Genomic DNA, 14,442 nt, shown 5'->3' with positions numbered 1-14,442 from the left:
GTTGGAACCTTCTGGCCCAAGCTATAGTCATAAGTACCAGTCTGCCAAAGAGCAATGGTCAGGCCCAAAGTAACGAGCATGCCAATTAAAGCAATCCAGCGTGGTAGATGTTGGTCGAGCTTGTCGACCAGCCAGCAAATAAAACCTGCAATGAACGGAACAAGGATCAGCGCGGGTAAAATTAAATTGTTTTCCATTTTATTTCCCCACTACCTGAATCACGATCAGGATCATCAGCAACACCACTACCCCGAGTGACATGCTAGATGCGTATTCACGTAGCAAACCGGTTTGACGAGAACTTGTAAAGCTGTTGCCGCTTTTAACTAGCGCAGGCAGAACCAGCCACAGACTGTCAATCGGATCACGACCCATGATCTTCGCGATGAGCAAATATGGTTTTACAAAAACAAGATGATAAAGGGCATCGAAGCCAAAAGCATTACGCCAGATATTGGCAATACCTGTACCAAACGATGTATGGGCAATGCTTTTTACGACATTATAAGCAAAAGCAAACAGGATAATTCCCACAATCAGACCAGCAATTGCAACACCGCTTGCTAGATGCTCGGCATGTGCAACCGCATCTTCCAGTGTTTCAGGAATACTAAATGCAGGAATAGCTGTAGCCAGAAGCTTATTTACTGGACCTTGCAAGAAGTAACCCAAACCGGTTGACAACGCTGCAAGGATTGCCAGCGGACCCCAATAGGTTACTCCCTTAATTTCATGCGCATGAGTCTTCTCTTCACCAAAGAATACTACCCAGATCAAGCGGAATGTATAAATTGAAGTGAGGAAAGCACCCACTACCCCTACCCAGTACAATGTATTATAAAGTGGCAGGTTGGACATGGCTGACTGTGCATAAACTGCACCAAGGATCGCATCTTTAGAGAAGAAGCCAACGGTCACGATTGGTAACGCTGCCAGTGCACCACCACCAATAACAAAGCACCAGAACACAAATGGAATTTTCTTGCGTAAACCACCCATTTTGAAAATGTTCTGTTCATGATGACAAGCCAGAATCACTGCACCTGAAGACAGGAACAGTAATGCTTTAAAGAAAGCATGTGCCAGCATGTGGAACAGCCCTGCTTGATAAGCTTCTGCACCAACCGCCATAAACATGTAACCCAGCTGACTCATGGTTGAGTAAGCCAGAATACGTTTGATATCGGTCTGTACCAAGGCAGCAAAACCAGCAACCAGCAAAGTAACCGCACCAGTAATAGAGATAAACTGCATCACTTCTGGCGCCATTTCCATTACAGCAAACATACGGCAGGTCAGGTAGACACCTGCAGTTACCATAGTAGCGGCATGGATCAGTGCAGAAACAGGTGTTGGACCTGCCATTGCATCTGCAAGCCAGGTCTGCAGTGGTATCTGTGCAGATTTACCGGCTGCTCCAAGGAATAACATTAAAGCAGTCCAGATAGATAGTGACGAGCTTAGAGTCATGACCTGAGCCGCATTTGCCACGATATACTGGATATTTAATGTTCCGAACTGTTGATAAAGCAGGAATAATGCAATCAGCAGGAATACGTCACCTACACGAGTCACGGTAAAGGCTTTAATTGCCGCCCAGCCATTAGCAGGATTCGAATAATAAAAACCGATCAGCAGATATGAACACAGGCCGACGCCTTCCCAGCCCAAGAATAAAAGTGCCAGGTTATCGCCAAGTACTAACAACAACATGCTTGCTACAAACAGGTTGAAGTAAGAGAAAAAGCGTGCATAACCTTCTTCACCACGCATATACCACGAAGCAAAGATATGGATCAGAAAGCCTACCCCAGTAATCATACCGGTCATCAATAAAGATAGACCATCCAGATGTAGACTAATGCCAGGAGCAAATGTACCAACACTGAACCAGGTCCACAAATGCTGAACCTGAGCCACTGAACCATTACCGACAAATTCCATACCGGCAATCAGTGCGATCAGAGCAGACAGTCCTACTGAGCCTGCACCGATTACTGCAGAGATATTTTCAGAAAGCTTATCGCGTCCTGCCGCCAACAAGAGAAAACCGATTAGCGGGAATAATACTGTTAAATATAAATAGCTCATCCGCGCATCTCACTAGCAGCATCCACATCCAGATGATGGAAGCGATGATAAAACTGAAGGACGATCGCGAGACCGATACAAGCCTCTGCTGCTGCCAAGGTCAGAATCAGGATAAACATAATCTGTCCATCCGGCTGTGCCCAGGCACTACCCGCCAATACAAATGCCAATGCTGCTGCATTCATCATGACTTCAAGGCTCATTAACATAAACAAAAGGTTACGTCGTACCATTACACCATAAAAGCCCAGTGCAAAAAGAATGGTTGCGACAATCAAACCATGTTCTAGAGGGATGTTACCCATTATTGTTTTCCTCTTCTGCACCCGGTTCACGTCGACCAATATGGAATGCAGCAACCAGCGAAGCCAGAAGCAGCATTGCGGCAACCTCAACCAATAATAAATAATGTGTAAAGAGTGACTGACCTACAGCCTTGGGTCCGATAATTTCACGGCCGAGCGTAGCACCTGCAGTAGTGTATTCACCACCGAGCATCCACACTAAAATCAGCCCCATCAGGAATGACATCAGTGCCGGGTAGGCCCAGGCAGATGAGTTTAACCATTTACGCTCCTGCTCCATGGTTTGCTGCCCCAGATTCAGCATCATAACCACAAACACGAACAGCACCATAATAGCGCCTGCATAAACGATCACTTCAAGTGCACCAGCAAACGGCGCACCTACGATCAGAAAAATACCTGCCACTGCCAGAAGTGAAACAATCAGGCTGAGTAAAGCGTGTACCGGATTGGTGTTGGTTACCACACGAATCGTCGAGATAATGGCCACAAGAGCCATTAGATAAAATGGCCACATCATGGTAATAGACTCCGTACATCAATAGGTGCACTTTCTTTTTGTGCCTGACCTTTGTCTTTGCCTTCGATTGCCATACCTGCTACACGATAGAAATTGTAGTCAGGATATTTGCCAGGACCAGAAATTAGCAGATGTTCTTTTTCATAAACCAGATCCTGACGAACATATTCACCAAGTTCAAAGTCAGGTGTCAGCTGAATGGCTGTGGTTGGGCATGCTTCTTCACACATACCGCAGAAGATACAACGTGAAAAGTTGATACGGAAAAATTCCGGATACCAGCGACCATCTTCTTTCTCTGCTTTTTGCAGTGAAATACAGCCTACCGGACAGGCGACAGCACATAGGTTGCAGGCAACACAACGCTCTTCACCATCCGGATCACGTGTCAGAATAATCCGTCCACGATAACGTGGCGGTACGATCTGCTCAGCAGGTACTTCCGGATATAAAATGGTGTCACGTTTACGTCCGACATGGGTGAAGACCATCCATAGCGTACGAACAATTGACCCAACTCCAGCTAGAATTTTATACATTTTTAACTCCCTGCTGTCCTAGGCCGCATTCATCAGAATAACAGCGCCAGTTACCAATAGGTTTACTAACGCCAATGGCAGACACACTTTCCAGCCAAAATTCATCACTTGGTCATATCGTGGACGCATAAGTGAACCACGAGCCAATACAAACATCATGACAAAGAAAGCAGTTTTAATAATGAACCAGAATGCTGGTGGCAAGAACGGAATTTCAAGATTGAATGGTGCAAGCCATCCACCAAAGAATAGAGTTACAATCAGGGCAGAAATCAGGATGATATTGACGTATTCAGCAACGAAAAACATCCCCCATTTCATACCACCATATTCAACATGGTAACCTTCTGCAAGTTCCTGTTCGGCTTCCGGCTGGTCAAATGGATGACGGTGAGTCACCGCTACGCCTGCGACTACGAAGATCATAAAACCAAGGAACTGCGGAATGATAAACCACATGTCACGCTGGGCTTCTACAATTTCACGCAGGTTGAAAGAACCTGCAATTGCAACTACACCCATCAGTGAAATACCCAGGAAGACTTCATAAGAAATCGTTTGGGCTGCAGAACGCAGGCCACCCAGTAATGCGTACTTGTTGTTTGAAGACCAGCCGCCAAATAATACGGCATAAACTGCAATACCAGCCATTGCCATAAAGAACAGCAGGCCGATACTCATATCGGCTACGCCCAGAGATGGTGATACAGGTATCACCATAAATGAGAGTACTGCAGTTGCCATCGCAACCGCAGGTGCCAGACGGAATGTCAGTTTGTCAGAGAATTTTGGTGTCCAGTCTTCCTTGAACATGATTTTAAGCATGTCAGCTACAATCTGGAACATACCGCCTGGACCTACACGGTTCGGACCATAACGGTCCTGCCAGACAGCCAGCAGGCGACGCTCAATAAAAGACATCAGCGCTGCCATTAATACCACCACCAGCAGTACGATAATGGCCTGTACTACCATAAAGGTAGTTTCCCAGCCGGTTGCCCATTGCGGTAGTACGCGTAAGGTTTCGTTCATGATTACACTCCTACCGCAACTGATACAGGCTCAGCCAAGGAAACCGTAGGTGCTAGTCCTACCGGATAACCGATGTAACCTGTCGGTAAATATTCAATCACTTGTACAGGAAGGCTGATGGTGGTATCCCCTGTTTTAACAGTAATACGCTGACCATCTTGTACATTGAGGCGGCTGGCATCCTGTTCACCTACAGCAAACATCGCTTCAGGAATACGGGTTTCCATCGCTGGTGTTTTAACAGTGAACTCACCAGAAGCAAAGATGTGATGCATTGGAACCAGGCGGAAGCTTTCTGCATTTGCCAGAACTGCAGCAGGTGCCACATAGCTACGTGCCGGGCGTTTAGCGAGACGGTCAAACAGACGCACGCCGGAGTCTCCACCTTTTAAATGGCCACCGACTTCATCTTGATATTTATTCCAGGCTTGTGGCGAGTTCCAACCCGCAGCCCAGGCAAATGGTACCAGAGATGATGCTTTTTGCGGACCCACATAACCTTCCATAGAAAAGGTTAATGCAGAGTCAATATCTGTCGGCTGTTTTGGCTCATGTACAGAAAGTGGCGCACGCATTGCAGTACGACCAGAATAGCGACGTGGTTCACGCGCAATTTTCAGACCATGGATACGATAGCCTGCGTCCGGAGCAACGTCTTGGATCGCTTCAAGTACAGGTACATTTTTAGCGACACTTTCAATGACATCATCCAGTACAGTCCAGCTAATGTTCTTGTCTTCAAGACCGGTCTGTAAAGCATGCAGCCAGCGCCAAGATTCCTTGATCGCATAAGCCGGGTTATAGTATGACGGATCATAAACCTGATAGTAACGCTGTGCGCGACCTTCCTGACTAACTACCGTACCATCTCCTTCAGCAAAGCTTGCAGCAGACAATACAATCGATGCTTGAGCAACAGTCGCTGTATCAGAATGATCCAATACAATAACCTCAGCCGCTTTAGCCAGTGCGGCATCAATACGGGTAGCCGGCAGACGACGATACAAATCGTTTTCAACCACAATTACTGCATCATAATCCTGTGCAAACGCCTGTTCGAGACTTAAGCCACCAAGCAGAGCCAGCCCCATTGAGTTCACTTCAGGAACAGTCAGACTTAAACCGGCATGAGCACCCAGATTTTGTGCGACCTGTGCAGCAGCTTCTATAATGGCAGCATCTTGCAAGCTGGTGCCTGAAATGATCAAAGGTTTTTTCGCAGCTTTCAGGGTATCAGCAATAGTCTGTGCAAATGCAGATGCACTGTCATCCAGACCAGTAATAGTTTCACCCGCTACTGCTTGTGCGACCGCAAAACCTAAACGCGCGATATCGTTTGGAGAAGCAACTACTTCACCTGTAGCGACATCTGCCAGTCGGGTCTGGGTTGCAGCCAAGATATAAATCGGAGATTTTGCATCTTGAGCAATACGCTTGACCGGTTCAGCCAGCCATTCTTGAGTACGGCGCTCTGCAGCCATTTCTTTGGCTTTATTTTTTGCAGCCTGACGTACAGACAAGGCCATACGTGGTGCGGTCTGGGTCAGATCTTCACCTAAAATCAGAACGGCATCATAGCTTTCAATTTCACGCATGCTCGGGTTATAAATTCCCTCAGTCTGCATGATAGCTGCGGCTAGCTCGACCAGTGACTGCTCTTTCTGGTTCATACCTGTTGAGTAGTTTTCCTGCCCAACCAGTTCGCGTAGTGCAAAGTTAGACTCAAGGCTGGCACGTGGCGAACCAATTCCCAGAATTTTTTTACCTTTTAACTTGGTAATAGTTTGATCCAGCGCTTCATCTACAGTTGCGGTAGTCACTGTGGTACCTGAACGGAACTGCGGTTGACGTGGACGGTCGGCACGGTTGACATAACCGGTACCAAAACGACCCTTGTCACACAGGAAGTACTGGTTTACTTCTCCGTTAAACCGGTTTTCAACACGGCGCAGCTCACCATAACGCTCGCCCGGAGAGATATTACAACCTGAAGAACAGCCTTGGCATACGCTCGGCGCATACTGCATATCCCATTTACGGTTATAACGCTCTGAGTGGGTTTTATCAGTGAACACGCCAGTTGGACAGATTTCTGTCAGATTTCCAGAGAATTCAGATTCCAAGGCACCTGATTCCGGACGACCGAAATACACACGTGACGCGTTGGCATATACGCCCAGGTCAGTACCGCCGGCATAGTCATTGTAATAACGTACACAGCGGTAACATGCGATACAACGGTTCATTTCATGCGCAATAAATGAACCCAGTTCCTGATTGTAATGCGTCCGCTTGGTAAAGCGGTAACGACGGCGGTCATGACCGGTCATCACAGTCATATCCTGCAAGTGACAGTGGCCGCCCTCTTCGCATACCGGACAGTCATGCGGGTGGTTTGTCATCAAGAATTCAATGACAGACTCACGAAAATCTACCGCTTCCTTATCTTCAATCGAAATATAGGTATTGTCAGCCGCGGGGGTCATACATGACATAACCAGACGACCGCGCGTATCCTCAGGATTTGCATACTGGGTTACTGCACATTGACGGCAGGAACCTACAGAGCCTAAGGATGGATGCCAACAAAAATACGGAATATCGATACCCAGTGACAGACAGGCCTGTAGCAGGTTTTCTGAGCCGTCAACTTCGTATGATTTTCCATCGACATGAATTGTAGCCATAGTCGAATTCCTTAAGCTTGTTCTGCTTCACGAGCTGGAGCATGATCTTTGATCTTCGCTTCGAACTCATGACGCCAATATTTTAATGCGCTCTGTAGCGGTTCCATCGCACCTGGTGCGTGGGCACAGAATGTTTTGCCAATCCACAATTTCTTGGTGAGTTCCTGAAGATGCTGGATATCCTCCATCTTGCCTTCACCATTTTCAATTGAACGCAGTGCTTTCACACTCCATGGCAAACCATCACGGCACGGTGTACACCAGCCACAAGATTCACGCGCAAAGAATTCTTCTAAATTACGGGTCGCTGAAACCATGCACTGGTTCTCATCAAACACCATTAGCAAGCAGGTTCCCAGACGAGAGCCAGCTTTCATGATACTGTCAGAGTCCATTGGCAGATCAATATGATCGGCGGTCAGAAAGTCTGTTGATGCACCACCTGGCAGCCAGGCTTTTAGTTTCAGTCCATCACGCATACCACCGGCATGCTCTTCAATGACTTCACGTGCCGTAGTACCAAATGGCAGCTCCCATAGCCCCGGAAATTTCACCTTGCCTGATGCACCATAAATTTTGGTACCTGGATCTTTAGACTTGCCTGCAGACAGACCGATATACCATTCCGGACCACGCAGCATAATCGCTGGCAGATTGTTGTAAGTCTCTACGTTGTTGACAATTGTAGGACGTCCCCAAGCACCTGCGACCTGTGGAAATGGCGGTTTGGTACGCGGATTGGCACGGCGACCTTCCAGCGAGTTGATCAGTGCAGTTTCTTCGCCACAGATATAACGTCCTGCACCAGTGTGCACGTACATTTCAAAGTTCCAGCCAGTATCCAGGATATTTTCACCCAAATAACCTTTGGCACGGATCTGTTCCAAAGCTTCATTTAAATACTGTGCAGCTTCGATATACTCGCCACGGATGAAGATATAACCGTGAGTCGCTTCCAAGGTATAACCTGCAATCAACATACCTTCGATCAGCTGATGCGGTAAACGCTCCATCAGCAAACGGTCTTTGAACGTACCTGGCTCCATCTCATCGGCGTTACAGATAAGGTAACGTGGTCCTGAATTATCATTTGGCGCCATCAGCGACCATTTGATACCCGCCGGGAAGCCTGCACCACCACGCCCTTTAACGGTTGCAGCTTTGACAATTTCCAGTACATCTTTTGGCGGCATACCTAGCGCTTTTTTAAAGCCTTCATAACCTTCAAGCGTTTCATAGTCATCAGCACTACGTACATGCTCTTGTTTACTTAGACGCCAAGTTAATGGATGAGTTTCCGGGTTACCGTCGCCGTAAATTGGTTTTGGTTCGGTATTCATACATACTTCTCCAATAACTGTTGGATAGAGGTCACTTCAACCAGACCGTGAGTATCTCCATCAATCATTAACGTTGGGCCTTTGTCACAGTTACCCAGGCAGCAGATTGGTAGCAAGGTAAAACGGCCATCAGCAGTCGTTTGTCCAAACTGAATGCCAAGCTCACGCTGAAATGCTTCTGCCAAAGTTTCTGCACCCATCAGGAAGCATGCAATCGAATCACACAACAGGATCACATGACGCCCTACAGGCTGGCGATAAATACGATTGTAAAACGTTGCAACACCTTCCAGATCAGCAGTACTGATTGAAAGCAGCTGGGCAATCGCATTAAGCTGGGCATCATCTACCCAGCCGTTACGGCGCTGCACACATTTTAGTGCGTCCAGTGAAGCCGCACGTGCATAGGGATAATGACCAATGTGATGCTGAATTTCATGGATTTCTTCAGAAGTTAAAATCCCTTCGACATTCACACGTGGTTTTTTGTCAGTCAAAATCATCATAATGCGTTACCCCTTAGCGATCCACGTCTGCCATTACGACATCAATAGTCGCTAAATAAATGATCAAGTCAGACACAAGGCTGCCATTAATCACAGAAGGAATTTGCTGCAAGTGCGTAAAGGTCGGTGTACGGATACGGGTACGATAGCTCATCGTTGACTTGTCTGAAGTTAAATAATAAGTTGACGCGCCTTTAACCACCTCTGCCATCACTGCGGATTCACCTGCTGGCATCACAGGTCCCCAAGACACACTCAAGAAGTGGGTAATCAGGGTTTCAATATCTTTTAAAGTTTTATCTTTTGGTGGTGGTACAGCCAGTGGATGGTCTGCCTTATAAGCACCAGAAGGCATATTATCCAAGCATTGCTTGATAATTTTCAGTGCTTCGTTAATTTCATGGAAGTGAACCATGACACGCGCGTAAGCATCACCTTCATACTCTACTGGCACTTCAAAGTCGTAGTTTTCATAACCGCTATATGGACGGTATTTACGCACATCAAAATCAATACCCGTCGCACGCAAACCTGTACCCGTCACGCCCCAAGCCAATGCTGCTTTAGCATCATACTGTGCTACGTTTTTGGTACGGCCCATAAACACCGAGTTGCGAAGTGCAGCCGTATAGTATTCATTCATCCGTTTCGGCATCCACTCAAGGATTTCACGGATAAGTTTCTGCCAGTTATTTGGCAGATCATGTGCAGTACCACCAATACGGAACCAGGCCGGATGCATACGGAAACCGGTAATTGCTTCAATTGCATCATAAATTTTCTGGCGATCGGCGAACATGTAGAACACCGGAGTCATACCGCCGGCATCCTGAATCGCAGTACCGATATATAACAGATGGTTATTGATGCGAAACAGCTCTGACATCATGACACGAATACACTGTGCACGATCTGGCACAGTAATACCAGCCAACTGTTCAATCGACATCAGATAAGGCATGTTCTGAGAACAGCCGCCCAGATAGTCTACGCGGTCAGTATAAGGAATGTATGAATGCCAAGTCTGGCGTTCACCCATCTTTTCGGCACCACGATGGTGATAACCAATGTCCGGTACACAGTCCTTAATCTCTTCACCATCTAGCTGCAAGATGACACGGAATGCACCATGCGCAGACGGGTGGTTAGGACCAAGGTTCAGGAACATAAAGTCTTCATCGGCATTGCCGCGTTTTAGACCCCAGTCTTCTGGTACAAAACGCAGATGCTCCTGTTCATAGTCCTGCTTGGCCTTGTCCTGCATATATGGCGTATATTCAGTTGCACGCGCAGAGTACTCTTTACGAAGCGGATGACCTTCCCAGTAAGTTGGCAAGAGAATACGACGAAGCATCGGATGACCTTCGAAGTTAATCCCGAACATGTCATAAGCTTCGCGTTCATACCAGTTGGCATTTGGCCAGATATTGGTAATGGTACCCAGGTTCAGGTCATGCTCATTCAGCGCCACTTTAATCCGGATATCGGTATTGCGCTCAAGCGATAACAAATGATAGAACACAGTAAAGTCTGATGCAGGCAAACCATCACGATGCTGGCGTAAACGCTCATCCATCGCAGACAAGTCAAATAGCATCACATACGGCTTACTTACCGTACGCAAGAACATCAGCACTTCTTGTACACGTGCGCGTTCGACCCAGACCGTCGGAAAATTTTCACAAGTCGGTTGCACGTAGAAGTTCTCACCAAACTTGGTTTTGAGTTCTTCTACAATTGCAAATGCTGGGCGTGAATCAACTGGCGTTGATTCTGGCATAGCAATGTCAGTTTCAGCCATTGGCTTGGCTTCCTATTCAATACAAATTTGGTCAACCCTAACGACAATTACACCCATACGGGTGCATTTAAAAATTCAGTCGCTAAAATTATTCAATTTCATCCATAGAGCGCAAATTAGTCACAGCAATACGCTGAGCCTGTTTACGGTCCCGTTCCGGCATCATCTTTGGCTTATATACTGGCTGAAGATCATCACCGATTATTGTAGAAAGCGGACGGCGCTCTAATTGAATCTGGTCTTGTAACAGCATCAATGCCTGGAGCAGAGCTTCAGGACGCGGCGGACAGCCTGGTACATATACATCTACAGGAATAATTTTATCTACACCCTGGACTACAGAGTAAATGTCATACATACCGCCCGAGTTGGCGCAGGCACCCATGGAAATAACCCATTTTGGCTCAAGCATCTGTTCATACAGACGCTGAATTACCGGTGCCATTTTGGTAAAACAGGTTCCGGCAACGATCATCAGATCAGCCTGACGCGGTGAAGCACGGATAACCTCGGCACCAAAGCGTGACATATCATGAACGCCTGTTAAGGTCGTTGCATACTCTACATAACAGCAAGATGTACCAAAGTTAAAAGGCCAGATAGAATTTTTACGGCCCCAGTTTACAGCTGTGTGCAGCACGTCCTCTAAACGGGTCATGAACACATTTTTATTCACTTCACTCTCAAGCGGATCAGTTACGATTTGACGCTCTTGAAGCGGATATTGCTCAGCATCTGGATTCGCACGGGTTAAGGTATATTTCATCCCGAGTTACTCCTGTTCAGATGTCAAAACAGTCGATGTTTTTTGTTTCATACGACCTGAGGATTGAGCTGGAATCTGACCCGTTGGGTCCATCACCAGCTCGTCGATAGAGTTGAAGCGGGTAATTTCTGCAAGATCCATATTAGGTGAGCCTACTTTAGGTTTAATCCCTGCTGCTTTACGCTTATCTGAAGGTGCCCAGTTCAGTGCACCTGTCGACATTTCGTAAATCAAACCAACGAGTAAAACTAAAATAAATACAGCGGCTGTTGCAAAACCGATCCAGCCCACTTCGCGCACAGAAGATGCCCATGCATAAAGATAGAGAGCTTCAAGGTCAAATACCACGAAGAAAATAGCAACAAGATAGAACTTTGCAGACAAGCGAATACGTGCACCACCGGCACTCACTACACCTGATTCAAACTGTTCCTGCTTGGCACGCCCCCATGATTTACCCCCAAGGAGTAAGGGAACTGTCAGCATAAAAACACAAAGAAATGTAACGCCGATCACGAAAGCAATAATTGCCCAATCGTATGGAGTAATGGCACTCATGCGGGGATAACTCCTGGCAGGCCTATATTAACAAAGAATGTATGTATTGGCCGTTTAAATATACCAAACATAAAATTAATCCCGCCAATTGTACCTGATTTATGATTTGACTTGCTAGTTAAAGGCACTTAGTCTTTTGGATGATTTTTTATTCGTTTTTAAACCTATATAGACAAGTCTTGTACTTTTACAGCCATAAAATCGGTTAAAAAAATAATATTCTTAAGCTCTATTGTTTTTTCATATTAATATTCTTTTCTAACATCCCTATTCTTTCAGTTTACATTTTTCTTGATCTTGCTTTAAAACATGACTGTATTTATAAATATTACTCAACTATGATCAACATTTAAACAACAATGCTTTATTAACTTTTTATGAGACTGTAATTATATATCTTGCAAGGCTTAGCTCATGCCCTATTTTCAAGGAAGAATACTAAAGGTTCAGGCATGGCAATACTTCTTCATCTTCGCAATAATGATTTTCGCTTGCTGCATGTGGGGTATTGCAACCCGTCCTTTTAATCATCTGGCAGCTTTCTGGCCAGCTAACTCCATTCTCTTGGGTTGCTTGGCACGCTTTCCGGCCACCCGAAATGCCTATACTTTAGCAGGTGCTTTTACTGGTTATGTAGTTTCAGACCTTCTGTCATTTCACTCATGGAGTATTGCCCTTGGTTTCACTACTGCCAATTTGCTCTATGTAATTATTGCCTTTGCCTTTTATATAAAATTTCGCCCTTATTTTCGTCTACTGCACCAGGGCTATTTTTATTTGTTTCTGCTTTTATTCTGCTGTATAGGCAGTTTGGTTAGCTCACTCTTTATTGCCAGTCTATTTCCTCAATTAGATACCAAACTTATTCACGGCTCATTCTGGACTATTTTTGGCTACTGGTTTAGTGCCGAGTTACAGAATGCGATTTTAATTTTGTCTCTTATTTTAAACTTGCCTTATCAAAAAGGAATTCATCAGATCTTTCGCCCAGCAGATGGACCATATAGCTTTCTGCATATCTTACCCATTTTTGTACTGTTATTTTCGTTATCACTCAGTTACTATGATTCAGGCCCAGGCGCCATTCTTTATCCGATTGCAGCATTAATCTGGTGTGCCCTGAATTACCGGCATTTTACTGTGGCACTGATTACATCAATTAGCTGCTTCTATATTGCTTTTTTCATGTCAGATAAATACCTGACGCTTTATCCTGAACAGTACTATCTGGAAATGATTTCACTCCGCTTTGGTATTATTACCATGGCAATTGCCCCCTTAACTGTTTCAAGTATTAACCGCATCCGTTCCCAACTAATCCGGGAACTTCAACATCATGTAGCACATGATGAGCTGACTGCCAGCTTAACCCGGCGCCAATTTATGCGCTCTGCCCATTTACTTCTTAGACAGCGCACTCAGGAAAGTCAGTCACTTGCAGTACTTATGCTTGATATTGATCATTTTAAACGGATCAATGACAAATATGGGCATCAGGCTGGAGATGAGGCATTAAGGACCTGTGCTGCAGTTATTCGGCGCAGCTTGCGCAGCTATGATCTTTTTGGCCGGTTAGGTGGTGAAGAGTTTGCTATAGTGCTGCTTGATGTTGGTCCTGCTGAGGCATTTGAAATTGCTGAAAGGATAAGAGAAACTTTAAAAACACATATCATCCAGCTAGATGCAGAGACTCAATTTTCTATCCGGATCAGTATCGGTCTGACTTTATTTAATCCGGCAGTCCCACACAATATAGAAGCACTACTGCATAAAGCTGATTTAGCTCTCTACGAAGCTAAACGCTCAGGACGGGACCGTGTTGTGATCACTCAATAATTTTTTGATAATTCAGTTACATGCTTTAATGAACTTAATACACTGCTAATTTTCACTACAGGTTATGCTTAAAATCAAAGAATAAGGAGCAATAACATGAGTTTAAAATTCACCCATAAACCTAATTATTTTTTATATGCAGATTTACTGATTAAATATATACAGGGGTATGTACGTAAATATCCAGAAGTTAATAATGCTATTTTTGACTTAAACGATATTTATAAGCTTTTCACTGAAGATTATGCTTCTACTACCGTTAATCTGGCTGGCATTTTAAATATTGCGGACGAATATACAGTTGAAACTATCAATGGGGACTGTAAAGTAATTCTTAACCATCGTATCGATGTCGAAAATCATAAACTTCTGGTTGATTTTAATCAGGCAGCTTTAGAAGGTTTACGCCAAGGCAATCCACTGATTGCACCTGACCCCACTATCCAGCAATAAGACTAATA

Annotated in this window: 13 protein-coding genes and 1 pseudogene; 2 read left to right on the top strand and 12 right to left on the bottom strand. The window is 45.3% G+C overall.

Features of this window, described 5'->3' with window-relative positions; all coding sequences use genetic code 11:
- From B3R63_RS08895 to B3R63_RS08840, 12 genes and pseudogenes are all read right to left on the bottom strand, one after another.
- A pseudogene (locus tag B3R63_RS08895) lies at window positions 1-197 on the bottom strand (NADH-quinone oxidoreductase subunit M); the annotation flags it as partial.
- Between the two features lies 1 nt (window position 198).
- On the bottom strand, window positions 199-2,091 hold the full coding sequence (gene nuoL / locus B3R63_RS08890; protein ID WP_286729863.1) for an NADH-quinone oxidoreductase subunit L: 1,893 nt from the start codon (window positions 2,089-2,091) through the stop codon (window positions 199-201).
- Window positions 2,088-2,396, bottom strand: coding sequence for an NADH-quinone oxidoreductase subunit NuoK (gene nuoK, locus B3R63_RS08885; protein WP_005018679.1), 309 nt, complete (start codon window positions 2,394-2,396; stop codon window positions 2,088-2,090). The genes nuoL and nuoK overlap by 4 nt, the downstream gene beginning before the upstream one ends.
- On the bottom strand, window positions 2,389-2,913 hold the full coding sequence (gene nuoJ, locus B3R63_RS08880; RefSeq protein ID WP_171053883.1) for an NADH-quinone oxidoreductase subunit J: 525 nt from the start codon (window positions 2,911-2,913) through the stop codon (window positions 2,389-2,391). The genes nuoK and nuoJ overlap by 8 nt, the downstream gene beginning before the upstream one ends.
- The gene (gene nuoI / locus B3R63_RS08875; RefSeq protein ID WP_420045050.1) at window positions 2,913-3,407 is read right to left on the bottom strand and encodes an NADH-quinone oxidoreductase subunit NuoI; all 495 of its coding nucleotides are present in this window, start codon (window positions 3,405-3,407) and stop codon (window positions 2,913-2,915) included. Before nuoI ends, nuoJ begins: the two co-directional genes overlap by 1 nt.
- A 66-nt stretch (window positions 3,408-3,473) precedes the next feature.
- Window positions 3,474-4,487, bottom strand: a complete 1,014-nt coding sequence (nuoH, locus tag B3R63_RS08870) for an NADH-quinone oxidoreductase subunit NuoH (RefSeq protein WP_286729859.1) — start codon at window positions 4,485-4,487, stop codon at window positions 3,474-3,476.
- A 2-nt stretch (window positions 4,488-4,489) separates the two neighbouring features.
- Window positions 4,490-7,174, bottom strand: a complete 2,685-nt coding sequence (gene nuoG / locus B3R63_RS08865) for an NADH-quinone oxidoreductase subunit NuoG (RefSeq protein WP_286729857.1) — start codon at window positions 7,172-7,174, stop codon at window positions 4,490-4,492.
- Window positions 7,175-7,185: 11 nt separating this feature from the next.
- Window positions 7,186-8,514: an NADH-quinone oxidoreductase subunit NuoF gene (gene nuoF / locus B3R63_RS08860; protein WP_005018667.1), complete on the bottom strand. Its 1,329-nt coding sequence runs from the start codon at window positions 8,512-8,514 to the stop codon at window positions 7,186-7,188.
- Window positions 8,511-9,020 (bottom strand): NADH-quinone oxidoreductase subunit NuoE, encoded by a 510-nt coding sequence (gene nuoE, locus B3R63_RS08855; protein WP_005018664.1) that lies wholly within the window; start codon window positions 9,018-9,020, stop codon window positions 8,511-8,513. The genes nuoF and nuoE overlap by 4 nt, the downstream gene beginning before the upstream one ends.
- Before the next feature lie 13 nt (window positions 9,021-9,033).
- Window positions 9,034-10,821 (bottom strand): NADH-quinone oxidoreductase subunit C/D, encoded by a 1,788-nt coding sequence (gene nuoC, locus B3R63_RS08850; RefSeq protein ID WP_005018663.1) that lies wholly within the window; start codon window positions 10,819-10,821, stop codon window positions 9,034-9,036.
- A gap of 88 nt (window positions 10,822-10,909) precedes the next feature.
- On the bottom strand, window positions 10,910-11,587 hold the full coding sequence (locus B3R63_RS08845) for a NuoB/complex I 20 kDa subunit family protein (RefSeq protein ID WP_005018660.1): 678 nt from the start codon (window positions 11,585-11,587) through the stop codon (window positions 10,910-10,912).
- 6 nt (window positions 11,588-11,593) lie between these two features.
- A complete protein-coding gene (locus tag B3R63_RS08840; protein ID WP_005018657.1) occupies window positions 11,594-12,145 on the bottom strand; it encodes an NADH-quinone oxidoreductase subunit A in 552 nt (183 codons plus the stop codon).
- Window positions 12,146-12,559: 414 nt separating this feature from the next.
- On the opposite strand from B3R63_RS08840, the gene B3R63_RS08835 reads away from it, so the two are divergent.
- Together B3R63_RS08835 and B3R63_RS08830 are read left to right on the top strand one after the other, a co-directional pair.
- Window positions 12,560-13,981 carry a GGDEF domain-containing protein gene (locus B3R63_RS08835; RefSeq protein ID WP_286729853.1) on the top strand — a complete coding sequence of 474 codons (1,422 nt, stop codon included), beginning with the start codon at window positions 12,560-12,562 and terminating at the stop codon, window positions 13,979-13,981.
- Between the two features lie 96 nt (window positions 13,982-14,077).
- Window positions 14,078-14,434: a hypothetical protein gene (locus B3R63_RS08830; protein WP_005018643.1), complete on the top strand. Its 357-nt coding sequence runs from the start codon at window positions 14,078-14,080 to the stop codon at window positions 14,432-14,434.
- Window positions 14,435-14,442 lie beyond the last annotated feature (8 nt).

It is taken from the genome of Acinetobacter sp. UBA1297 (assembly GCF_002307755.1).
Lineage (GTDB): Bacteria > Pseudomonadota > Gammaproteobacteria > Pseudomonadales > Moraxellaceae > Acinetobacter > Acinetobacter radioresistens.
Note: the sequence above shows the minus strand (reverse complement) of the source record. Positions and strands in the feature narration are given on the sequence as shown.